Source organism: Micromonospora sp. NPDC007208 (assembly GCF_042869175.1).
In the GTDB taxonomy this organism is placed as follows: Bacteria; Actinomycetota; Actinomycetes; order Mycobacteriales; family Micromonosporaceae; genus Micromonospora; species Micromonospora foliorum.
In genome coordinates, this window is sequence record NZ_JBIAFG010000007.1 from 1 (window position 1) to 20,872 (window position 20,872).

The 20,872-nt window shown below is 70.5% G+C and carries 23 protein-coding genes; 9 read left to right on the forward strand and 14 right to left on the reverse strand.

The window, feature by feature from the left end:
• Window positions 1-146 precede the first annotated feature (146 nt).
• From npdG to ACFYL6_RS16085, 4 genes are all read right to left on the reverse strand, one after another.
• Complete coding sequence (gene npdG, locus ACFYL6_RS16070; RefSeq protein ID WP_091409546.1) at window positions 147-845, reverse strand: NADPH-dependent F420 reductase; 699 nt, start codon at window positions 843-845, stop codon at window positions 147-149.
• A 102-nt stretch (window positions 846-947) separates the two neighbouring features.
• On the reverse strand, window positions 948-2,378 hold the full coding sequence (locus ACFYL6_RS16075; protein WP_387171791.1) for an RNB domain-containing ribonuclease: 1,431 nt from the start codon (window positions 2,376-2,378) through the stop codon (window positions 948-950).
• 80 nt (window positions 2,379-2,458) lie between these two features.
• Window positions 2,459-3,265, reverse strand: a complete 807-nt coding sequence (locus tag ACFYL6_RS16080; protein WP_387171793.1) for a histone — start codon at window positions 3,263-3,265, stop codon at window positions 2,459-2,461.
• A gap of 83 nt (window positions 3,266-3,348) precedes the next feature.
• Window positions 3,349-3,552, reverse strand: a complete 204-nt coding sequence (locus ACFYL6_RS16085; RefSeq protein WP_130403226.1) for a hypothetical protein — start codon at window positions 3,550-3,552, stop codon at window positions 3,349-3,351.
• Window positions 3,553-3,718: 166 nt separating this feature from the next.
• Between ACFYL6_RS16085 and ACFYL6_RS16090 the strand changes: the two genes are divergently transcribed.
• Both ACFYL6_RS16090 and ACFYL6_RS16095 read left to right on the forward strand, forming a co-directional pair.
• Entirely contained in the window at window positions 3,719-4,993 is a 1,275-nt protein-coding gene (locus ACFYL6_RS16090; protein ID WP_387171795.1) for a M48 family metallopeptidase, read from the forward strand.
• Between the two features lie 59 nt (window positions 4,994-5,052).
• Window positions 5,053-5,550: an NUDIX domain-containing protein gene (locus ACFYL6_RS16095; RefSeq protein ID WP_387171797.1), complete on the forward strand. Its 498-nt coding sequence runs from the start codon at window positions 5,053-5,055 to the stop codon at window positions 5,548-5,550.
• 3 nt (window positions 5,551-5,553) lie between these two features.
• Here the strand turns inward: ACFYL6_RS16095 and ACFYL6_RS16100 are convergent, their stop codons facing one another.
• From ACFYL6_RS16100 to ACFYL6_RS16115, 4 genes are read right to left on the reverse strand one after another with little or no spacing between them, the layout of a single operon-like run.
• Window positions 5,554-6,537 carry a hypothetical protein gene (locus ACFYL6_RS16100; RefSeq protein ID WP_387171799.1) on the reverse strand — a complete coding sequence of 328 codons (984 nt, stop codon included), beginning with the start codon at window positions 6,535-6,537 and terminating at the stop codon, window positions 5,554-5,556.
• The gene (locus ACFYL6_RS16105; protein ID WP_387171801.1) at window positions 6,537-7,499 is read right to left on the reverse strand and encodes a hypothetical protein; all 963 of its coding nucleotides are present in this window, start codon (window positions 7,497-7,499) and stop codon (window positions 6,537-6,539) included. The genes ACFYL6_RS16100 and ACFYL6_RS16105 overlap by 1 nt, the downstream gene beginning before the upstream one ends.
• The gene (locus ACFYL6_RS16110) at window positions 7,493-7,825 is read right to left on the reverse strand and encodes a PadR family transcriptional regulator (RefSeq protein WP_238680534.1); all 333 of its coding nucleotides are present in this window, start codon (window positions 7,823-7,825) and stop codon (window positions 7,493-7,495) included. The genes ACFYL6_RS16105 and ACFYL6_RS16110 overlap by 7 nt, the downstream gene beginning before the upstream one ends.
• A gap of 20 nt (window positions 7,826-7,845) precedes the next feature.
• Window positions 7,846-8,718, reverse strand: coding sequence for a GyrI-like domain-containing protein (locus ACFYL6_RS16115; protein ID WP_387171803.1), 873 nt, complete (start codon window positions 8,716-8,718; stop codon window positions 7,846-7,848).
• 65 nt (window positions 8,719-8,783) lie between these two features.
• On the opposite strand from ACFYL6_RS16115, the gene ACFYL6_RS16120 reads away from it, so the two are divergent.
• The gene (locus ACFYL6_RS16120) at window positions 8,784-8,942 is read left to right on the forward strand and encodes a hypothetical protein (RefSeq protein WP_387171805.1); all 159 of its coding nucleotides are present in this window, start codon (window positions 8,784-8,786) and stop codon (window positions 8,940-8,942) included.
• 108 nt (window positions 8,943-9,050) lie between these two features.
• Here ACFYL6_RS16120 and ACFYL6_RS16125 read toward each other — a convergent pair whose 3' ends face one another.
• From ACFYL6_RS16125 to ACFYL6_RS16140, 4 genes are all read right to left on the reverse strand, one after another.
• Window positions 9,051-9,662 carry a GNAT family N-acetyltransferase gene (locus tag ACFYL6_RS16125; protein WP_387171807.1) on the reverse strand — a complete coding sequence of 204 codons (612 nt, stop codon included), beginning with the start codon at window positions 9,660-9,662 and terminating at the stop codon, window positions 9,051-9,053.
• Window positions 9,663-9,706: 44 nt separating this feature from the next.
• Window positions 9,707-10,648, reverse strand: a complete 942-nt coding sequence (locus ACFYL6_RS16130) for a redoxin family protein (RefSeq protein WP_387171809.1) — start codon at window positions 10,646-10,648, stop codon at window positions 9,707-9,709.
• Window positions 10,649-11,875, reverse strand: a complete 1,227-nt coding sequence (locus ACFYL6_RS16135; RefSeq protein WP_387171811.1) for an epoxide hydrolase family protein — start codon at window positions 11,873-11,875, stop codon at window positions 10,649-10,651.
• A 155-nt stretch (window positions 11,876-12,030) separates the two neighbouring features.
• Entirely contained in the window at window positions 12,031-12,867 is an 837-nt protein-coding gene (locus ACFYL6_RS16140; protein ID WP_387171813.1) for an SDR family oxidoreductase, read from the reverse strand.
• A 119-nt stretch (window positions 12,868-12,986) separates the two neighbouring features.
• Between ACFYL6_RS16140 and ACFYL6_RS16145 the strand changes: the two genes are divergently transcribed.
• From ACFYL6_RS16145 to ACFYL6_RS16160, 4 genes are all read left to right on the forward strand, one after another.
• The gene (locus tag ACFYL6_RS16145) at window positions 12,987-13,589 is read left to right on the forward strand and encodes a TetR/AcrR family transcriptional regulator (protein ID WP_387171815.1); all 603 of its coding nucleotides are present in this window, start codon (window positions 12,987-12,989) and stop codon (window positions 13,587-13,589) included.
• A gap of 55 nt (window positions 13,590-13,644) precedes the next feature.
• Complete coding sequence (locus ACFYL6_RS16150; protein ID WP_387171816.1) at window positions 13,645-14,574, forward strand: expansin EXLX1 family cellulose-binding protein; 930 nt, start codon at window positions 13,645-13,647, stop codon at window positions 14,572-14,574.
• A 162-nt stretch (window positions 14,575-14,736) separates the two neighbouring features.
• On the forward strand, window positions 14,737-15,957 hold the full coding sequence (locus ACFYL6_RS16155) for a CynX/NimT family MFS transporter (RefSeq protein ID WP_387171818.1): 1,221 nt from the start codon (window positions 14,737-14,739) through the stop codon (window positions 15,955-15,957).
• 156 nt (window positions 15,958-16,113) lie between these two features.
• The gene (locus ACFYL6_RS16160) at window positions 16,114-18,909 is read left to right on the forward strand and encodes a TIM-barrel domain-containing protein (RefSeq protein WP_387171819.1); all 2,796 of its coding nucleotides are present in this window, start codon (window positions 16,114-16,116) and stop codon (window positions 18,907-18,909) included.
• A gap of 62 nt (window positions 18,910-18,971) precedes the next feature.
• Here ACFYL6_RS16160 and ACFYL6_RS16165 read toward each other — a convergent pair whose 3' ends face one another.
• Together ACFYL6_RS16165 and ACFYL6_RS16170 are read right to left on the reverse strand one after the other, a co-directional pair.
• Entirely contained in the window at window positions 18,972-19,235 is a 264-nt protein-coding gene (locus ACFYL6_RS16165; protein WP_387171821.1) for a hypothetical protein, read from the reverse strand.
• Window positions 19,232-19,498, reverse strand: coding sequence for a hypothetical protein (locus tag ACFYL6_RS16170; RefSeq protein WP_387172239.1), 267 nt, complete (start codon window positions 19,496-19,498; stop codon window positions 19,232-19,234). The genes ACFYL6_RS16165 and ACFYL6_RS16170 overlap by 4 nt, the downstream gene beginning before the upstream one ends.
• Window positions 19,499-19,771: 273 nt before the next feature.
• On the opposite strand from ACFYL6_RS16170, the gene ACFYL6_RS16175 reads away from it, so the two are divergent.
• The gene (locus ACFYL6_RS16175; protein WP_151496849.1) at window positions 19,772-20,578 is read left to right on the forward strand and encodes a helix-turn-helix transcriptional regulator; all 807 of its coding nucleotides are present in this window, start codon (window positions 19,772-19,774) and stop codon (window positions 20,576-20,578) included.
• Window positions 20,565-20,756: a DUF397 domain-containing protein gene (locus ACFYL6_RS16180; RefSeq protein ID WP_387171824.1), complete on the forward strand. Its 192-nt coding sequence runs from the start codon at window positions 20,565-20,567 to the stop codon at window positions 20,754-20,756. Before ACFYL6_RS16175 ends, ACFYL6_RS16180 begins: the two co-directional genes overlap by 14 nt.
• Window positions 20,757-20,872 lie beyond the last annotated feature (116 nt).

Genomic DNA, 20,872 nt, shown 5'->3' on the forward strand with positions numbered 1-20,872 from the left:
ATCTGCGCCCGCTCCGCGGACGACAACCTCTGCCCCGGCATGACCCCTCATCCTGACGAGAATCCACCCCGTTGCAACAACCACTTGAGCCCAAGTGCCCGGAACACCGCGACTTCGTGAAACCGGAGTGGATCACGCCGCTCGGGTCAGAGGTCGGTGACGCGGATGCCCGCGTGCGCCTTGTAGCGCTTGTTGATGGCGATCAGGTTGGCGGTGAACGCCTCGATCTGGTGGGCGTTGCGCAACCGGCCGGCGTAGATGCCCCGCATCCCGGGGATCCGGGCGGCGAGCGCGCCGACGATGTCGACCAGCTCGCGGTCCTCGGTGCAGATCAGCACGTCCAGGTCAATCCGGTCGACCTCCGGGTCGGCCAGCAGCGGAGCGCTGACGTGGTTGAACGCCGCGCAGACCCGGGAGTCGGGCAGCAACGCGGCAGCCTGCTGCACGGCGCTGCCCTCGGCGACGGTCAGCGCGTACGGGCCCTGCTTGTCGAAGCCGAGCGGGTTGACGCAGTCGACGACGATCCGGCCGGCGAGCGGCTCGGCGAGGGCGGCGACGGTGGCGGCGTGCCCGTCCCACGGCACCGCGATGATCACCACGTCGCTGCGTCGGGCCACCTCGTCGTTGGCCGCACCGGTGACGCTGCCGCCGGCCGGCACCCCGGGCAGGGCGGCGATCTCGGCCGCGGACTCGGCGGCCCGCTCGGCCGACCGGGACCCGATCAGCACCGTCTGGCCGGCCCGCGCGAAGCGGTAGGCGAGGCCCCGCCCCTGGTCGCCGGTGCCGCCGATGATGCCGACCGTCAGCCCGGACACGTCGGGCAGCGTGCTCGCGTCGTATGCCATGGCCTCATCCTCGCAAACCGCTCGGTCCGTCAGCAGCGCCGAGCGTTGTGAGAATCCCCGCTGCCACCGGCGGGCGGGAACAGGGCCAGGGCCGGCGGCCCGTCAGGCCAGCTCGAACAGGACGGTGCGGGCCGCCGGGTCGGCCGTGACCAGGCGGACCCGGACCCGTTCGCCGAGCGGCAGTTGGCCGTGGCAGCGGGCGCGTACCGGCGGGGCGTCCAACGCGACCGTCCCACCGGGTGGTCGGGGCCGGGACTTGCCGTTGGGCGGGGCGTCGACGTCGAGGACGGCCGCGTCGAAGGTCTCGCCCACCCGGTGCTCCAGCACCGCCGCCTCGGCCAACTCGACGGCGCCACGAGCGGCCGCCGAGGCGACCCGGTCGGTGCTCGCCATCACCTCGGGCAGCCGGGGCAGCGCGGCGCGGGCCCAGTCGGGCACCGGCTGGCCCGCGTGCAGGGCCAGGCAGACCTCGGTCGCGTACCGGTCGGCCAGCCGCCGCAACGGAGCCGTCACGTGTGCGTACGCGGCCGCCACGCCACCATGTTCCGGCTGCTCCGGCAGCTCCCCGTCGAAGGCGGTGTACGCGGCACCGCGCATCAACTCGGCCGCCTGGTCGATGAACGCGGCGGCGCGCGGCTGGGCGGCGTCCAGACCGGCGATGACCTGACCCGGGCCCACGTCGTCCGGCCAGTGCACGCCCAGCGGCGCGGCGGCGGCCCGCAGCCGCTGCACCGCCTCCGGCTTGGGCGCCGGCATCGTCCGCAGCAGGCCGACCCGACCGGCCAGCATGATGTCGGCGGCGGCCATCCCGGTCAGCAGGGAGATCTGCGCGTTGTGCTCCTCCATCAGCGCCGGCGCGCGCAGCACCAGCCGCCAGCCCTCACCGTCGGGCTCCAGATCCTGCTCGGGCAGCGGCAGGTTGATGGCCCCACGCCGCAACCCACGGGCGGTCAGCCGGTCGCCGATCTCCGGCAGCAGCGCGATCGGGTCGGGTAGCCGCCCGGCCTCGGCCGCCGCCTGCACGCCGGTGTAGTCGAGTTTGGCCCGGCTGCGCACGAGGGCGCGTTCCAGCTCGACGGCCACGGTGCCGCCGTCGGCGTCCAGGTCGATGGTCCAGACCACCGCGGCCCGGTCGTCGTCGGGCAGCAGGCTCGCGGCACCCTCGCTGAGGGTGCGCGGGTGCAGCGGCACGTTCCCGTCGGGCAGGTAGATGGTCTGCCCCCGCCGCCAGGTCTCCGCCTCCAACGCCCCACCGGGGGTGACGTGCGCGGCGACGTCGGCGATCGCGTACCGCACCCGGTAGCCCCCACCCGGGCGGCGGGCGAGGTGCATCGCCTGGTCCAGGTCCCGCGAGGTGGCGGGGTCGACAGTGACGAACGGTATGTCGGTGCGGTCGACGGACGGCCGCGGCGGTGCCGCAGCCGCCTCGTCGGCCTCACGTTGGGCGTCGGCCGGGAACTCCTCGGACAGGCCGAGTTCGCGGCGCAACGCGCCGAAGTCGATGCGGGGCGCGAGTACGCGTCGGATGACCACGGGTCAATCCTGACAGCGCCACGGGTGATCCGCTTCCGGTGACCGGCCGAGAATTCCGCCCGGCGAGGGGTGGCCCGCGCTCAGCCGGTCGCCTTCCGAGCGGCGCTGCGCGTACCCCTCGGGGCGGTGGCTCGGGCGGCGACCGGGCGAGCCGGTGACTTGCGGGCGGTCACCTTGCGGGCCGGCGCCTTGGCCGCGACGGTCTTCTTCGCCGGGGCCTTCTTCGCGGCCGCCTTGCGGGCGGTGGTCGACGAGGTGCCCGTCACCTTCGCGGCCGGGGCCTTCTTGGCCGGAGCCTTACGCGCGCCGCCGCTGGGGCGGGTGGACGCGGCCTTCTTGGCCGGGGCCTTCTTGGCGGCGGCCTTCTTCGTCGCTGTCTTCTTGGCGGTGGACGCCTTGGTCGCGGTCTTCCGCGCCGGTGCCGTGGTCGCGGCCTTGCGCGCCGGGGCCTTCGCCGCGGCGGTGGTCTTCTTCGCGGCCGAGGCGGTGGTCTTCTTCGCCGCGCTCACGGTCTTCTTCGCCGTACCGGTGGTCTTCTTCGCGGCGGCGGTGGTCTTACGCGCCGTGGACGCCGGGGCCCGCTTGGCGGTGGCGGTCGTCTTGCGGGTGGCCGTCGAGGTCTTCGCCGGCGCCTTCTTGGCCGCGGCGGTGGTCGTGGTCGTGGCCTTCTTCGCGGGGGCCTTCTTGGCCGCCGTCGTGGTCTTCTTGGCCGGGGCGCGGCCCGCCCCGCCGGCGGCCTTGCGGGCCGGTGCCTTCGCGGCACCCGTGGTGGATTTGCGAACGGGGGTGGTCCGGCTCGCCGCCGTGTTCCGCTCCGCCGCGGCGGTCTTCTTCGCGGTGGTGCGTCGGGCGGCCGGGCGCTTGGTGGCCTGCTGTGCTTCGGCCATCGTGGTTCCCTCCTCGGGGGACGTGCTCTCGCGTGCGTCCTCGCGGAGCACGAAATACCTCGACGCGAGCCGTCCCGCGCCGCCTATCTGTCCTCCCCGGCCCAACGAGCGTCCTCGGCATCCCACGCCTCGTTCCGCTCCTGCACCCGTTGCAGGGCGTTCTCCGCGTCGGCTGCCGAGTCGTACGGGCCGAGAACGTGCTTCGCCGGACACACGTTGGCGTCCGTCTCGACCCGGTGATGCCGGGTGCACCAGTAGAACTGCCCACCACGTCCGCTGTCGCTCATGGGAATCACTGTGCACCGCGAACCGGCCGGCCGCCACCGGATCGCACAAGTCGCCGACGATCTCCACAGTAGATATGCATTGCGTTTGCCGGGGCGGAACGCGGAAATAGGGTCGGACGAACAGTCAGTTCCGGTGCAATCCAGGGCTGAGGCATGATCTGCGCTCGTGATCAATACGGTGACCGGCACGGGGGCGTGCCCGGGGTGTGCGGCGACGACGGCATCGGTACGGGACGCGGTGCCCTGGTGTCCCGGCTGCGAGTGGAATCTGGACGCCTATGACCCGGTACGACGCCAACGCGAGTTCGGGTGGAGTTGGGTAGACCGGTGGACCTACCGAACGGCGTTCCGGGCGACCAGGCGGCAGTTCACCCAACTTGTTGGGCGACCGTTGGGCACCAATGGATCCGGAGCCGCCCGGACGCTCACCGCGGCAGCCTCGTTGCTACTGATCGCCGCGGTGCTCGCGCTCGCGGTCGTCGGTGGCTGGCTGATCGTGGCGTTCCCGTTTCCCAACCTGGCGATCGTGCCGGGTGTGGCGATGGTCGGTCTGGCGATCGCGTTGCGGCCCCGGTTCGGTCGCCTCGACCCGGAACTGGAGGTGCTCACCCGCGACCAGGCGCCGGAGCTGTTCGGCCTGATCGACGAGGTGGCCACTGCTGTCGGGGCGCCGGCGCCGGACGTGGTGGGCGTGGACAACACCATCAACGCGTACGCAGGCACGGTCGGGTTGCGGCGGCGGAAGGTGCTCGGTCTCGGGCTTCCGCTGTGGGGTTCGCTTCCCGCCGGTGGCCGGGTGGCGCTGCTTGGTCACGAGCTCGGTCACTTCGTCAACGGTGACCCGCGCCGGGGCCTGTTCACCCAGCCCGCGTTCACCATGCTCGGCTCGGCCGCCGACCTGTTCCGGCCGGTGCGGACCAGCGTCGGGGCCGGGCTGGTGGAGATGCTGGGTGACGCGCTGGGCCGCGCGTTCCAGTGGGTGGTGTCGCGGGTGCTGTTCGTCGCGTACCTGCTTCTGGTGGCGGTGGCATTGCGGGACAGCCAGCGCGCCGAGTACCTCGCCGACGAACTGGCCGCCCGGGTGGCCGGCACGACCGCCGCGACCGACTTTCTCGACACCCTGCTCGCCACCGAGTCGCTGGCGCTGGCGGTGCGTCGGGAGAGCCGGGCGGGACACGGCCCGGACCGGTGGCGCTCCGCGCTGGCCGAGTCCCGTGCGGCAAAGACCGACCAGTTGCCGCTGCTGCGGCAACTGTCGGTCCGCGACGAGGCGTCGCTGTTCGCCGCTCACCCACCGACCGGACTGCGCCGCCAGATGCTCGCTGGGCGCGCATGGCAGGATCCCTCGGTGGTCCTCACCGAAGCCCGGATGGAGCGGATCGACGCCGAACTCGGCAAGGAGTACGACCGCTTCCGCCGTACCGTCAGCTGGTCGGGCTGACGCCGGACGCGGGCCCGCGGGCGGCGTTGGGCAGAGCGGTCGCGGCCTATGATCGCCGGATGGCGATTCCGGACTACATCGTGGGGATGCGCAAGCACGTCGGTCACGACCTGCTCTGGCTGCCGAGCGTCAGCGCGGTGGTCCGCAACGACGCCGGTGAACTGTTGCTCGGCCAGCGCGCCGATGACGGGCGCTGGTCGGTGGTCAGCGGTTTCGTCGAGCCGGGCGAGCAGCCGGCCACCGCGCTGGTCCGCGAGGTGCGCGAGGAGACGGGCCTGGACGTCGCGCCGGTGCGGATGTCCAGCGCCGTGTCGCACCCGCACACGTACCCGAATGGGGATCGCTGCGAATACCTGAACCTGGGGTTCCTGTGCCGGTTGGTGGCCGGCACTGCCCGGGTCAACGACGACGAGTCGCTGGCCGTGGGGTGGTTCCCGTTGGACCGGCTGCCCGAGCTGGACAAGCACGCCCTGCTGGTCATCGCGTACGCGCTGCGCGAGAACCCGTTGGCCGGTTACCTGGAGTCGGGTACGACGTGGGACGACGTACCCGACTGAGGTTCACACCGGGGTCGGCGCGAGGGCGACCGGCTCGGGGGGCGCCGATCGGGCCGCCCGGATGGCGTAAGCGAGCGCGTAGGGCGTGCAGGCCAGGTAGAACATCGGTTCCACCAACAGCTGGTCGGTGATCAGGAAGACCTCCCACGACGTGGGGCGGGGCAGGCCGAAGTTCCAGTCCGTCCAGCAGACGAAGAGCCACAACGGCGCGGAGATCCGGTCGACGCTGTCCGATGTCATCGCGTCGGCCGGTACGGTGCCGGGCCCCGGAATGGTCTGGACCACGGAGAGGATCACGGCCAGGTCGGCAGCGACGACCGCGCCGACGACGCCAACCGACCAGGCGACGCCAACCCGACCCCGGGCGGCGAGGCCCGCCGCAGCCCAGAGGGCCAGCGTCAGACCAGCCAACCAGAGCAGCAGACCGGGTACGAAGCTGCCGAAGATGCTGCCGTTGAGGACGGACATGAGCCCGAGTGCGGCCACACCGACGGGGAGCACAACGCCAAGCGCGATACGCAGCGGGCCCCGCAGCGCGGTGTGCCGGGCCGACCGTGCTGTGTACTTCGCCAACAGCACCGCGAGGCCGACGGTCAGCGTCGACCAGAGCGGCAACTGCACCGGGGTCGACCAGCTCACCCGCATCGACAGCAAGATGTAGACCTGACTCATTGCCAGGGCGCTGACGACCACGATGCCGGCGCAGGCGAGCGGGGCCAGTAGCAGGGCGGCGGCGGTACGCCGCGCCCGCCGATGCATCATGCTGCGGTCGACGAGCGGGGCACCGGCCCGGCTGACGGCCAGGCTCACCGCGAAGCCAACCATCGCCGTCCAGCGGCCGCCCTCAGCCAGCACGTGCAGTTCGGCGGCCCACTCACGGCGCAGGTCGTCGCGGACGTCGGTTGGCCAACGGCGCGCGGCCAACTCCAGCAACAGCTCGGCGATCCGGCGGGTCACCATGCCGGTGGGCGGGCCGGTCATCCGCATCAGGTCCAGCCCGTGGCGCTGCGCGTCTGCACCAGAGCGACCGGCGCGGTGGGCGCGGACCGGGCCGCCCGGATGGTGTACGAGAGCGCGTACGGCGTGCAGGCCAGGTAGAACATCGGTTCCACCAACAGCCGTTCGCTGATCAGGATGATCTCCCACTGGACCGGTCGGGGAAGGCCGAAGTCCCACTCCGTCCAAGAGACGAAGAGCCACAGCGGCGCGGAGATCCCGTCGACGGTGTCCGGTGACAACGGGGGGCCGCTGAAACCACCTGGCACCGTGCCGGCGATGGCGAGGATCACCGCGAGGTCGGCCGCGACAAGGGCGCCGACGACGCCCACCCACCAGGCCGCGCGGAGTCGACCCCGGGCGGCGAGGCTCGCCGCTGCCCAGACCGCCAGCGTCAGGCCCAGCAGCCACAGCAGGAGACCGGGTACGGCAGCCAACGGCCGGTCCGGATAGATGACGTAGACGAACGGAACCGCTGCCACCCCGACGGGGAGCACCACGCCGAGCGCGATGCGCAGCGGACCATCGAGTGCGGTGTGTCGGGCCCAACGCGCGGCGAACATCGCCAGCAGCAGCGCCATCCCGAGGGTGAGCGCCGTCCAGAGAGGCTTCTGCGTACGGTCGGACAAGGTCTCGGACATCAACCAACGCTGAATCGGGTACAGCGTGTACGCGCTGACGAGCACGATTCCGACGCAGGCGATCGGGGACAGCAGTAGTGCGGCGACGGTGCGGCCGGCCCGACCACGCATCAGGGTGCGGTCGACGATCGGGGCGCCGGCGCGGCTGACGGCCAGGCTCACCGCGAAGCCCACCATCTTCGTCCGGCGGCCGCTCTCGGCCAGGACGTGCAGCTCGGCGGCCCACTCACGGCGCAGGTCGTCGCGGACGTCGGCCGGCCAGCGGCGCGCGGCCAACTCCAACAGCAGTTCGGCGGCCCGGCGGGTCACCACGCCGGCGCTCCGGTGGGCTCGGTGCCGCCCCACGAGCGGCGACCGTCGGGGATCGCGGCCCGCAGGTCGGCGAGTGCCTGTCGGGCCTGCGTCACCCCTTCGGCGGTGAGCCGGTAGTAGCGGCGGGCCGGCCGGCCGGCCGCGACCGGGTCGATCGTCTCCCAGTCGGCGGCCAGCCAGCCGGCCCCCTGCAGCCGGTGCAGCACCGGGTAGAGGGTGCCGCTGGGCAGGCCGGTCAATCGCATCAGGTCGAGCCCGTAGCGCTGCTCGTCGGGCTCGGCGAGCAGCGCCGCGAGCACCTTCGCGACCGGAATCGTCATCCGCATCCCACCACTGTATCGGAACTCTACATAGGGGTGGGTACCCGTTCGACGGGAATCCACAGCTCGGCGTCCGCCTGGGTGCCGTCCGCGGACACCCGGACCCGGGAGATCTCCGGTCCGGGTCGGCTGCGGTACGGGTTGGACGGAAACCACTGGGTGAACACGTCACGCCACAGGTACTGCACCGCCTGCGGAAACGCACCGGAGGTGGTGAACACCGCCCACGACCCGGCCTGCACCGGCAGCGCGTCCAGGTCCTCCGGCGGCGCGGCGCTGGTCACCACACCGTGCCAGTAGTCCAGCTCGGTGCCCTCCTGCCGGCTGTCGGCGAGGTTGTCGCTGACGTTGACAATCCCCTTCGGCTCCTGATCGGAGAGCGCCTCGATCCGCCCGGTCATCTCCGTATCGATGCTCCGGATGAACGCGACGATCGCCGGGTTCATCCCCTCGTGCACCAGCGGGACCCGGGCCTTTCGCCCCACCAGCGCGAACGCGTCCTTGTCGACGATCCGGTACTCCATGCTGCCGCTCCCTTCGACGGTGAGTCGGAAGGACATCCGGGGCTGGGCCTGCAACGCTGCCCCCGTACGCCGGGCTTCTCCGGGCCCCACGCCGTGCACGGCGTGGAACGCACGGGCAAACGCCTCCGTGGAGCCGTAGCCGTAGCGCACCGCCACGTCGAGCAACGTCCGCTCCCCAGCCAGTACGTCCGCACCGGCGACGGTGAGCCGACGCCGACGGATGTACTCCGACAGCGGCATGCCGGCCAGGGCGGAGAACAGCCGCCGGAAGTGGTACTCCGACGTCAGCGCGATCCGCGCCAGCTCGGCCACCTCGATCTTCTGGTCGAGGTGCCGCTCGATGTACGCCAGGGCCTCGTTGAGCCGATCCAACACCCGGGCCTCCTTCCCTTTCGAGCACCGACGCTAGGCGGCGGGAGTGGTGGCCCACCCGACATCCGGTGCCCGCATCGGTCGGGTGGGCCGCACCTGTCGCCGCGACCAAGCGCCGCCTCGCGCGGGACACCGCGCACCGGCCCCGCGACTACAGCCTGGCGAAGAACGACGTCATCGACGAGATCTACACGCGCATCTTCGCCGCCTCGCCGAGGTTCACGTAAATCTTGGACAGTTTCCGTTAGCAGCTAACGGAAACTGTCCAAGATCTGCGGTAGCCGTGGATGCGAGCCAGCAGAACTGGGCCACGCGTCACCACCGACCGTGACTTCTCAGCGGGCCGGCTGCTGCATGATCCAGGTGGGCACGGGCTCGGACAGGGAGCCCACCACCTCCCAGCCGGCGCGACGGTACAGATCCACGTTGCCCGGGTTGCTGGTCTCCAGGATCGCCGGCAGGCCGTCGGCGGCGGCGCGACGCAGCCCGGCCCGCATGACGGCACGACCCCAACCGCGTCCGGCGCTGTCGGGGTGGGTGCCCAGGACACCGAGGTACCAGAACGGGTACGTCGGCAGGGCGGCGTGCACGACGTCGTCGTAGTTCTGAACCCGGGCCAGCACGTCGGCGGGGTATCGCGCTTCCTCCGGCGACCCGGGGTCGACGTGCCGCGCAACGGCCGGGGCGTCAACCGGCGCAACGGCCGGGGCGTCAACCGGCGGCTCCCAGATGGCGACGGACGCGCCGCCACCGATCGTCCAGATCGACGACCGGTGCACCCGCTTGTCGAAGAGGTGACCGAAGAAGGCGGCGGCGTACCGGGGATAGGTTTCCTCGTCGGGGAAAAGGCACCGCAGGACGGGGTCCTTGACGAACGCGGCGACCAACGTAGTGACCACCGCAGAGCGATCTGCCGGGGTGGCGATGGTGATCTCGGGCGTTGTCACAGCAGTCGACACTATCCGGGGCCGCGCGCCGGGTTGGGCGCGCGTCAGCCAAAGGTGAAGGCATACGCCTCGGCGCCGGGCTCGCCGAACGTGATCTCCAGGGTCCGCTCACCGACCGCGCCGTCCTGGCGGACGAGCTGGTAGAGCCGGCCGTCCTGGAGTACGCCGTTGCCGTCGGCGTCGACGTCGACGCCGTGGGACGGGCCGGGAGCCGCGCCGTCGAGCAGCACCCGGAACGGGATCGACCGGCCGGCCCCGGGGGCCAGCACGAGATGCGCGTCGCGGGCGTGGAACCGGAAGGCGATGCCGCCGCCGGCCTCGTCGAGCACGACGTTCTCCGACCCGATCGTCCACTCCCCCGCCAGGGCCCACTGGTTGAGGTCGAGGCTCGCCGGCACCTGGTAGGCGCGGCGTTCGTCGAGCGCGGGGCCGTTCGGCGACGCGAAGTGTTCGCCGCGGCTGAAACCGAGGTACGTCTCGGGCGTGCGCAGGTTGGTCCAGTCGGCCTCCGCCTCCGGGCCGAACCCCTTGACGGGTACGGGTGCGCGTTCGATGCCGAGCAGTTGCTGGAGCACCTGCTCGGACTGTTCGTAGCGTCCCTCGCCGAAGTGCTCGTCGCGGATCACGCCGCCGGTGTCGACGAAGTAGAGCGCCGGCCAGTAGTTGTTGGCGAAGGCGCGCCAGATCGCGTAGTCGTTGTCGACCGCCACCGGGTAGTCGATCGAGCGGGCCGCGACCGCCCGCCGCACCCAGTCGACCTCGTGCTCGAACGGGAACTCCGGGGTGTGCACCCCGACGACGACCAGCCCGTCATCGCGGTAGGCCTGCGACCAGGCACGCACGTACGGCTCCTGGCGCAGCCAGTTGATGCAGGTCAGCGTCCAGAAGTTGACCAGGACGACGCGCCCACCCAGGTCGGCGGGGTCGAGTGGCTCGGAGTTGAGCCACTCGACCGCCCCGCTGAGCGGGGGCAGGTGCACGGCCATCTAGCGAAGCGACCGGAAGGCGGTGCGAAGCTCTTCGGAAAAGATCTTCGGCTGCTCCCAGGCCGCGAAGTGTCCGCCCACGTCGAGCTTGTTGTAGTAGATGAGGTTGGAGTACGCCTGCTCGGCCCAGCTCTGCGGCGCCTCGTACAACTCGTCGGGGAAGACGCTCACGGCGACCGGGATTTTCACTCCCTTGGCGGCGAAGAACGACAGCTTGTTCTCCGCGTACAGACGGGCCGCGGAGATCGCGGTGTTCGTCAACCAGTAGAGCGAGATGTTGTCCAGGATGTCGTCGCGGGTGAGGCCCGCTGTGGCGCCGTCGAAGACCTGCGCGATCAGGGCCAGACTCTTCGCGTCGTGGTCGAGTAGGAAGGACGCCAGGCCGACCGGAGAATCCGCCAGCCCGGTCAGCGTCTGCGGACGTGTCGCCATCATGAGGGCGTACGCGACGTGCTTCCAGACGTAGTTGGCTTCCTCGGCGGCACGCATTTCGTCGTCGGAGAGGCCGGATGGCAGCGAGCCCATGGCGTTGTTCGCGCCGGTGGTGTCGCCCTGGAAAAGCAGGTCGATCTCGGGTGGGATCGCACCGGGCATGTTGGTGTGGATGCCGAGCAGTTCCGGGGGCGCCTGGATGCCCATCTGGTCCACGATGACCGCGCCCCAGTCGCCGCCCTGCGCGACGAACCGGTTGTAGCCGAGCCGCTTCATCAGCTCGGTCCAGGCGGTTGCGATCTTCTGGGGGTTCCACCCCGGCTCGGTCGGCTTGCCGGAGAAACCGTGGCCGGGCAGCGACGGGATCACCAGGTGGAAGGCGTCCGACGCGCTCCCGCCGTGCGCCGTGGGATCGGTGAGCGGCTCGATGATCTTCATCTGCTCGATGATCGACCCGGGCCACCCGTGGGTGACGATGAGCGGCATCGCGTCCTCGTGCTTCGAGCGCACGTGGATGAAGTGGATGTCCACCCCGTCGATGGTGGTCATGAACTGCGGTACGGCGTTCAGCCGCGCCTCGACCTTGCGCCAGTCGTACTCATTTTCCCAATAGCGGGCGACGGCCTGGATCGTCGCGAGTGGCACGCCCTGTGACTGGTCGTCCACCGTTTCCTTGTCCGGCCAGCGGGTGGCCTTGATGCGCCTCTTCAGGTCATCGAGGTCGGCCTGGGGAATGTCGACTGAGAACGGCCGAATCTCCGTGGTGCCCGGACGAGTCTTGGTTTTGACAGCCATGCGTGTTTCCTCTCCGTCTAGGTTTGCGCCTCGCGAGGAGAAATCATGGGTGAAAGGCTTCGCCCGGACTTATGTGCCAACGATGGGCACGCCGCCGCCATACTTCGGAGCCTAGAACGCCGCACCGGTTGCCCGTGGCGATACGAGCAGCCCTCTCATCCGTCAGCCCCGGGGGCCGCGACGGCGTGCTCGGCGGCGCGGCTGACCTGCTCCCAGCCGGCCCAGGTGTCCATCCGCCGCCGGGCGATGTCGAACGCCAGGTCGTACACCATGCTGCCGAGCAGGAGCCGCAGCGGCGGGTCGTCGCTGTCGACCAGGTGCAGCAGCGCCTCGGCGGCCAGCCGGGGTTCGCTGTCGATCGACCCTTCCGCCCACTGCCGTTCCAGCTCGCCGCGCAGTGGCGCGTAGGCGTCCATCGGGGTGGTGGCGCGGACGCTCGTGTAGAGGTCGGTCCAGTATCCGCCCGGCTGCACGATGCTGACCTTGATGTCGAAGGCCGCCGCCTCCATCGCCAGGGCCTCACTCATGCCCTCCAGGGCGAACTTGCTCGCGCTGTACAGGCCGGTGCTCGGGAAACCGCCGAGCGCGGCGATGCTGGAGACCTGCACGATGTGGCCGGACCGTTGGGCGCGCAGGTGCGGCAGCACGGCCTGACTGACCCAGAGCGCGCCGAAGAGATTGACCTCGAACTGGCCGCGCGCCTCGGCCTCGGTGAACTCTTCGATCATGCCCATGGACAGGGTGCCGGCGTTGTTGACGACGATGTCGAGCCGCCCGAAGTGCTCGACGGCGGTGTTCACGGCGGCGATGACCGCCGCCCGGTCGGTCACGTCGAGGGTCAGGGTCAGCAGCCGGTCGGCGTACCTCTCGTCGAAGTCGGCCTGGGCGATGGTCCGGGCTGCGGCGACCACCCGGTCGCCGCGATCGAGCGCGGCGTCGGCGAAGGCGCGGCCCAGGCCGCGGCTGGCGCCGGTGATGAACCAGGTACGCATGTGCGTCTCCCACCACTTCAAGACGAGACGGTCCGTCTCGTAATGCCAGAAGACTAGGCCCGTCGACCACCGCCGTCAAGACGAGACGGTTCGTCTCGTTCGCTGGTATGCTTCCGCCCATGACCCCGAACACGGCCCGCCGGAGAGAGACCTCCCGGCGCGCCATCCTCACCGCGGCCTTCGACCTGCTTCAGGAGATGGGGTACGCGAAGCTCAGCATCGAGGGCATCGCTGCGCGGGCCGGCGTGGGCAAACAGACCATCTACCGCTGGTGGCCCTCGAAGGGTGCGGTCATCTTCGACGCCTTCCTCATGCTCAGCGAGGCCACCGAGGGCGGCCCGCTGACGCTGCCGGACACCGGCGACCTGGCGGCGGACCTGACAGTGGTGCTGCACGCGACGGTCGAGGAGATGAACGATCCCCGGTACGAGCAGCCGATGCGCGCGCTGGCCACCGAGATCGCGCTCGACCCCGAGCTGGCGGCGGCGTACGCCGAACGGTTGGACGGGCCGTTGAAGGAGGCCAAGCGGCAACGCCTGCGCAGCGCCCAGGAGGCGGGCCAGATCGCCGACGACGTCGACCTCGGTGTGGCGGTGGACATGATCTGGGGGCCGGTGCTCAACCGCTGGCTGCAACGCAGCGGGCCGCTCACCGCCGAGTACGTCGACCTCGTCGTCAGCACCGCCCTCAACGGATTGCGCCCCCGCCGATCCGGCGAGTGACGATCGGTGGGACGGCTTTGCGCTGCCACAGCACGGTGCGGCAACATCAGGCGCCGTGACGGCACCAGGCACGGCCCCCGACGACGACACCCCCGCCAGCAACAACGGCACACCTCGGTTGAGTCGACGGGTCAGACACTGGTTGGCCGGCGCCGGAGTCACCGCCCTGGCCGCCGTCCTCGGCATCACCCTCGCCGTACGCGGCGGCGCCACCCCGGCCTGCGCCGCGCCGCCCACGGGCAACGCCGTCCACAAGGGAAAGGCCAGCTTCTACGACGCGGGCCGCTCGGGCGGCAACTGTTCCTTCCCGGGCCCGCCGGCGGACCGGCTCTACGTGGCCCTCGGCGCGTCCCAGTACGCCGGATCGGCAGCCTGCGGCAGCTACCTGGAGGTGAGCGGCCCGAAGGGCAAGGTCCGGGTCATGGTGATGGACCAGTGCGGCGGCTGCGGACCCACCAAGATCGACCTCTCCACCGAGGCGTTCACCAAGATCGCCGACCGGTCGCAGGGCATCGCATCCGTGACGTACCGGGCGGTGGTGAACCCGCCGCTCGACGGAGGCCTCACCTTCCGGATGAAGGGCGGCGCCTCGAAATACTGGTTCGCGGTGCAGGTCGGCAACCACGGCAACCCGCTCCGCTCGGTCGAGGCAAAGGGCCCAAGCGGCGGCTTCCGCAAGGCCGCCCGGCAGAGCGACAACCATTGGACCATCGACGGCGGGATCGGCCCCGGGCCGTACAGCATCAGGGTCACCGACGTGTACGGACGCCAGGCGACTGCCACCGGCATTCGCCTGGTCACCAAGCAGGTGCAACGCAGCACGGCCATCCTCGCCAGCGCCTCCCCCACGCCCAGCAGCTCACCCGCGGCCCCGCCGAGCCCCACCACCGCGCCCACACCGACACCGGCGGAGTCGGCCGCACCTACGGCGACAGTCGAAGCGCTCGCGGGTGCCGCCGCTCCACTCGACCGCCCCCGCTGCTGACCGAGCCGCGGCGGCGGTGGGCGGTAGCCACCGCCGCGCCTCGGTCCTCCGTACCCGCCGTACCTTCCGACGGTGATCCCGGGAACCTTCAAGGCGTCTGGCCACCCGACGTGTCGGCTGACCCAAGGTCAACATTCCCGGATGGAGTACTAGGCTCGGGGGGTGTCCGAGCACCGCAGCCTTCCGCTGTGGGCGGGACGCACTGCCGCGCTGCTGGGCATCGTGCTCGTCGCATTCACCCTGCGTCAGGCGGTGGCGACGATATCGCCGATCCTCGGCGACATCCGGGTGGACATCCCGATATCGAACATCGGCGTCGGGCTGCTCGGCACGTTGCCACCGATCCTGTTGGCGGCATCCGGGTTCATCGCGCCGCGCGTCGCCCGTGGCTTCGGCCTCGACGGCGGCATCGTGTTCGCGCTGCTGCTCATGACCCTCGGCCATCTCGTGCGCGCGTTTGCCCCGGGCTTCGCGGTGCTGCTCGTCGGCAGTGTCGTCGCGCTCGCCGGTACGGGCATCGGCAATGTGCTGCTGCCGCCGATCGTGCGGCGCTACTTCCCCGACCGGGTAGCGCTGCTGACCGCCGTCTACGTCTGCGTCGTGGGCGTGGGCACGGCCGTGCCCGCCGCGGTCGCCGCTCCGGTCGCCGAGCAGATCGGCTGGCGGTTCTTGCTCGGCATCTGGTCGGTGACCTCGGTGGTCGCGCTCGTTCCGTGGCTCGTCATCATCGCGCGGGAGCGCCGCCAGCGACGCTCGGATGCCGTCGCCGTCGAGTCCGCGCCTTCCGCCCTTGTCACGCGACTGTGGCGGTCACGCGTGGCCCTGTCGATCACCGTCGTGTTCTCGACCAGCACGATCTGCACCTACGCGGCTTTCGCCTGGCTGCCCGAGATCCTCGGCGACATCGCCGGTTCGACGCCGACCGAGGCCGGTGTGCTGCTCGCCGTCACCGGCATCATCAGCGTGCCCGGCGCATTCATCGCGCCCCTACTCGTCGCACGGCTGCGCAATGTCGGCTGGCTGATCGCCGCCGGTGTCGCGAGCTTCGTGTTCGGCTACCTCGGCCTGCTGCTCGCGCCCGCCACACTCACCCTGCTCTGGGTGCTGCTCATCGGCTCGGGGTCGATCCTGTTCCCGGTCTGCCTCGTGCTCATCAACGTTCGCACCCGAACCCACGGCGGCACCGTCGCGCTGAGCGGCTTCGCCCAGGGGGTCGCGTACGCGCTCGGCGCGCTCGGTCCGCTGCTCGTCGGGCTGCTGCACGACGTGAGCGGCGGGTGGACCCTGCCCCTGCTGTTCCTGCTCGCTGTCGCCCTCGTGGCGACCATCCCGGCGATCACGCTCGCAAGGCCCGCGTTCGTCGAGGACGAACTCGCCCGCTGACGCACCGCTGGATCACCCTGGCGATCCGCGCTCACGCCCTCCTCGCCGCTGACGAAAGAGAGAAGGGACACCCTCCAAGATCCGTTGACATGCGTTTCTACCGAGTGACAGCGTTGTCATCGACTCATTTCCTCCATATGAGACGAGGAGCGCATCTTGCTCTATCGGAACTCACCCCGTCGCAGCGCGACAGCAGCCGCCGCCGTCGGCATCCTCATCACGGGGCTGGCGCTCGCGCCGTCCGCGCCGGCCCAGGCCAACCACCGCCGGGCACAGGACGAAGCCGTACGGTCGGGCAACGCACGTTTCGAGGTGCTGTCCCCGACCCTGATCCGCACCGAGTACCAGAAGGACGGCAGGTTCACCGACGCCGCCACCTTCAACGTCATCGGGCGGGACGACTTCCCCCGTACGCGTTTCACCAAGCACGTCGACCACGGCTGGCTCACCATCGACACCGGCGCGATGACGTTGCGTTACCAAGTCGGCTCGGGCGCGTTCACCGCCGACAACCTCACCGTGCAGCTCAAGGCCGGCAAGCAGACCGTGCAGGGCCAGCCCTGGGCCGGCCACACCGCCCCGGCCTGCGCGTTCGGCGCGCTCTGCGAGGCCGAATCGTTGCAGTTGAACGGCCCCGGCGTGGCCACCGACCACCAGGGATTCACCGGACGCGGCTTCGCGGCCGGGTTCGCCTCGTCCGGCGACTCGGTCACGTTCGCGCTCGACGCTCCGGAAGGCGGCACGAAGCAGCTCGCCGTCCGCTACGCCAACAGCACCGGCGGCGACGGCCAGAACGTGGCCCGCACCCTCACGGTCCAGGTCGACGGCGACGCCGGCCACACGCTGACGCTGCCGCCCACCGCGAACTGGGACACCTGGGGCCTGGCCAACGTGCCGGTCGACCTCACCGCGGGCCGGCACGAGATCAGCGTCGTGCGGGGTCCCAACGACTCCGGCAACGTGAACGTCGACAGCCTCGCGGTGGTCAACCCGGGTGACGCGTTCCCGGCACCGACCCCGCCCCAGCCGCAGCCCCTACGGTTCGGCACGCTGGGCGAGGCCGAGACCGGCGCGCTGACCGGCGGCGCGAAGCCCGCGAACGACCACAACGGCGCTTCCGGTACGGGATTCCTGGCCGGCCTGGAGAGCACCTCGTCGGCCGACGCGCTCACCGTGACGGATGTTCCGTCCGCCGGTGACTACCAGGTGCAGATCCGGTACGCCAACGGCCAGGCCGGCGCCCAGCCGAGCCAGGCGCGCACCATGTCGGTCACGGCGGGAACGGCGGCGCCGGTCACGGCGACCCTTCCGCCGACCAGCGGGTGGGACTACTGGAACACCGTTTCCGTCCCGGTCCACCTCGACCGCGGCACCAACACCGTGACGCTGGGCTGCCCCACGGACGCCAGTTGCAACGTCAACGTGGACACGGTCGCCGTCACCAGCAAGGATTCCCCGATGCTCGCCCCGCACGCGCCGCTCGGCGGCTACCGCCGGGGCCTGGACGGCGTGACCGGTTCCGCCCTTACCGCTCCGGGCCTGCTCTACCAGGACGGCTGGTACCTGCTCGACGACTCGGCCTCGGCCCTGAGCAACACCAAGCCCCGGCCCGCCGCCGAACAGGATGGCTACGTCTTCGCGTACGGGCAGGACTTCACCCGTGGACTGAAGGACCTGTCGACCCTGACCGGGCCCACGAAGCTGCTGCCCAGGTGGGCGTACGGAGTGTGGTACTCCGAGTACTACGACCGCACCGCCACCGAGTTCCAGAACCTGGTGACCCGCGCCAAGGCCGAGGGCGTGCCGCTGGATGTGCTCGTCCTCGACACCGACGTCAAGGCACCGGACAAGTGGAACGGCTGGAGCATCGACCCCACCCGGATCCCCGACCCGAAGGCGTTCTTCGACTGGGCCAGGAAGCAGGGCCTGCACACCGGCATCAACATCCACCCGAGCATCCTCGGCTCCGACCCGAAGTTCGCCCAGGCGCAGGCCACCGCGAAGGGCAAGCTCCAGCGCGTCGGCTGCAACGGCGGTCCCGACTGCTACGCGTTCGACTTCGGCGACCCGGACCAGCTCAAGGCGTACATGCAGCTCCACGACGGGATGCTCCCGAAGGGCACCAAGGGCCCGGATCTCTGGTGGCTGGACTGGTGCTGCGACAACACGAAGTCCTCCCTCGCAGGGGTGACCGCGGACGCATGGATCAACCAGCAGTACGCCGACAAGACCGGCTTCGCCTTCTCCCGGGCGTACGGCTCGTTGCAGGCCGGCGGCTACAGCAGCCCGACCCCGGTGTCCACCGGACCGTGGGCCGACAAGCGCACCACGCTGCACTTCACCGGCGACACCACCTCCGACTGGTCAACGCTGCAGATGGAGGTCGGCTACACGCCGGGCGAGTCGGCCGCGACCGGGCTGGCCGCGGTCAGCCACGACATCGGCGGGCACACCGGCGGCCTCCAGGAGCCGGGCACCGAACCGGGCAGCACCAAACTGCCCGACGACCTCTACGCCCGGTGGGTGCAGTTCGGCACGTTCCAGCCGATCGACCGGCTGCACTCCAACCACAGCGACCGCCTGCCCTGGCAGTACGGCCCAGCGGCGAACGCGTCGGCCAAGAAGTTCCTGAACCTGCGGGAAAAGCTGCTGCCGTACACCTACGCCGCCGCCAAGGAGGCCACCCGCACGGGTACGCCCATCGTCCGCTCGATGTACCTGGCGTACCCGAATGAGCAGGCCGCCTACGCCACCGCCGGTTCCGAATACCTCTACGGCCCGGACTACCTGGTGGCACCCGTGACGACGCCCGGCACCACCGCCACGACGTCGGTGTGGTTCCCGCCGGGCAACAGCTGGACCGACATCTTCACCGGGAAGACGTACCGGGGCGGCACCACGCAGAACATCACCACCACGCTGGACACCATGCCGGTGTTCAAGAAGCACTGACGTTTCAGGGATCCGGTTGCCGGCCGGGTGGGGGCGACCCACCCGGCCGGTTCTTTTCCCGGCTACCGGTGTGGCCGGCGGGCCAGCGACAGCCAGCCGAGGAACCTGGCGTGCATCGCGGCCGGGTTCGGGCGCAGCCCCAGGCCGTACACGTCGTCGATCGCCTCCTGCATCGACGCGGCCAGGTAGAACGCCAGCGCGATCGAGTGGCCGTAGAACTCGGTCACGAGTGCGAGCTGAGCCGGGCCGCACGGCCAGGGCGCGGCGCAGTTGCGGCACAGCCACGCCGGGCGCATCGGCTGGTGCGGGCGAGGGCGGGCGGTCATCCGACCCGCACCGGACGCCGCCGGCGTTTGACTGGCCTGGTCGGTGTGACGGGCAGGGCTTGCAACCGCACGCCCGCACGCATCACGTACAACTCGCGCCGCGCCACGGCGTCGCCCGCCGCGTTCAGCTGGTAACCCTCAATCCAGACCCACCCGTGGTACGTGTGCCGCTCGGGCAGCTCGCGGATAACGCGCACGAAGATCGGGCGCAGGAACTGCACGCTCGCCGCAGTGGTCAGGTAGACCACGTCGCCGGCCGTCATCTTCCCGATCTTCTCGGGTTTGTCGTCGGGCACGATCTCCCCTTGGTGCCGTTGGGAAGGGGCCGCTCCCGTGAGTGCTCGCCCGACGGGAGCGGCCCCGCTACGAACGCGACCGCCGGATCTCGTGGGCCTGCCAGCCGCGCCGCTTGGTGACACTCTGCTGTGGAGACCACTACGCTCGGAAGGTGGTTCCAGCGTCCGGGGTGACCTGGCCTAACAGGGCCCCGACGTGTGGCACCTCGGGTAGTCGATCTTTGAGTTGAGGGGCGTTGAATGGCTGACGTACCAGGGCCGTTATCGGCGTTCATCGTTGGCGAGATCCGCCGCGCCCGAGGGGCCTCAGGCATGACGCAAGAGTCATTTGGCCGTGCTGCGGGCTTCAGTGCCTCACACGTCAGCGCCGTGGAGAGCGGCACGCGAGCGCTGACGATCGACTTCATCAAGGGTGCCGATCGAGGGCTGAACAACGGCGGGCTTTTTGAGCGCCTGGCGACGAAGTTCGGCGCACCGTCGTGGTTCCTGCCCTGGCTGGACGCGGAGCGCGAAGCGACACAGCTCCGCTACTTCGAGCCCAACCTGATCCCCGGCCTGCTCCAGGTGGAGCACTACGCCCGCACCGTCCTGCGAACAGTCGAAAGCCTCACCGATGACGAGGTTGAGCAACGCGTGCAAGGGCGCATGAGCCGGCAGGCGATCCTGACCGGCGAGCGCCGGCCACAGTTCGTCGCCGTGCTGGACGAAGCCGCCATACGGCGCACGGGTGATGGTCTGGGCGGGATCATGGCCCAGCAGGTGGCTCACCTGGTCGCGATGGCCGAACTTCCGCACGTTCACGTCCACGTCATTCCGATCGGCAGCGGCCTGCACATCGGGCTGTCCGGACCGTTCGCGCTGGCTCGGTCCAGCGAGGGCGTGTGGGTTGGCCACCTCGAAAACCAGCTTGGCGGGGACGTCATCGACAAGGACGATGATGTAGCTACGCTTCAGGCAAGGTGGGAGAGCGTCCGGAACGAGGCTCTACCGCGCCGGCAGTCCATCGACCTGCTGAAGGAAGTTGAGAGCCATCATGGACCTCAGTAACGCCCGGTGGCGCAAGTCCACCCGCAGCGGCGCGAGCGGCGGGAACTGCGTAGAGGTGGCTGACAATCTGTCCGGTGTTGTGGCCGTCCGTGACTCGAAGGACGCCGCCGGACCAGCATTGGCTTTCCCCCAGGCCGCCTGGGCCGCGTTCGTCGCCCAGGTCACCGAGCGGCCGTAGACAACGCCAGACGCAAGAGCGTCCGTCCCCGAGGCGGGCGGGCGGGCGTGGTGCATTGGGCTGGCATGCCCACTTTGGCGCACGGTCGAGATCCCCTATGCAGTTGCCGGACGCCT

Excerpts from the sequence above, each read along its gene's own strand:
- npdG (WP_091409546.1), bottom strand. The coding sequence starts at position 845 with ATGGCATACGACGCGAGCACGCTGCCCGACGTGTCCGGGCTGACGGTC.
- ACFYL6_RS16080 (WP_387171793.1), bottom strand. The coding sequence starts at position 3,265 with ATGGCCGAAGCACAGCAGGCCACCAAGCGCCCGGCCGCCCGACGCACC.
- ACFYL6_RS16085 (WP_130403226.1), bottom strand. The coding sequence starts at position 3,552 with ATGAGCGACAGCGGACGTGGTGGGCAGTTCTACTGGTGCACCCGGCAT.
- ACFYL6_RS16095 (WP_387171797.1), top strand. The coding sequence starts at position 5,053 with ATGGCGATTCCGGACTACATCGTGGGGATGCGCAAGCACGTCGGTCAC.
- ACFYL6_RS16100 (WP_387171799.1), bottom strand. The coding sequence starts at position 6,537 with ATGCGGATGACCGGCCCGCCCACCGGCATGGTGACCCGCCGGATCGCC.
- ACFYL6_RS16110 (WP_238680534.1), bottom strand. The coding sequence starts at position 7,825 with ATGCGGATGACGATTCCGGTCGCGAAGGTGCTCGCGGCGCTGCTCGCC.
- ACFYL6_RS16130 (WP_387171809.1), bottom strand. The coding sequence starts at position 10,648 with ATGGCCGTGCACCTGCCCCCGCTCAGCGGGGCGGTCGAGTGGCTCAAC.
- ACFYL6_RS16135 (WP_387171811.1), bottom strand. The coding sequence starts at position 11,875 with ATGGCTGTCAAAACCAAGACTCGTCCGGGCACCACGGAGATTCGGCCG.
- ACFYL6_RS16140 (WP_387171813.1), bottom strand. The coding sequence starts at position 12,867 with ATGCGTACCTGGTTCATCACCGGCGCCAGCCGCGGCCTGGGCCGCGCC.
- ACFYL6_RS16145 (WP_387171815.1), top strand. The coding sequence starts at position 12,987 with ATGACCCCGAACACGGCCCGCCGGAGAGAGACCTCCCGGCGCGCCATC.
- ACFYL6_RS16165 (WP_387171821.1), bottom strand. The coding sequence starts at position 19,235 with ATGACCGCCCGCCCTCGCCCGCACCAGCCGATGCGCCCGGCGTGGCTG.
- ACFYL6_RS16170 (WP_387172239.1), bottom strand. The coding sequence starts at position 19,498 with ATGACGGCCGGCGACGTGGTCTACCTGACCACTGCGGCGAGCGTGCAG.
- ACFYL6_RS16175 (WP_151496849.1), top strand. The coding sequence starts at position 19,772 with ATGGCTGACGTACCAGGGCCGTTATCGGCGTTCATCGTTGGCGAGATC.
- ACFYL6_RS16180 (WP_387171824.1), top strand. The coding sequence starts at position 20,565 with ATGGACCTCAGTAACGCCCGGTGGCGCAAGTCCACCCGCAGCGGCGCG.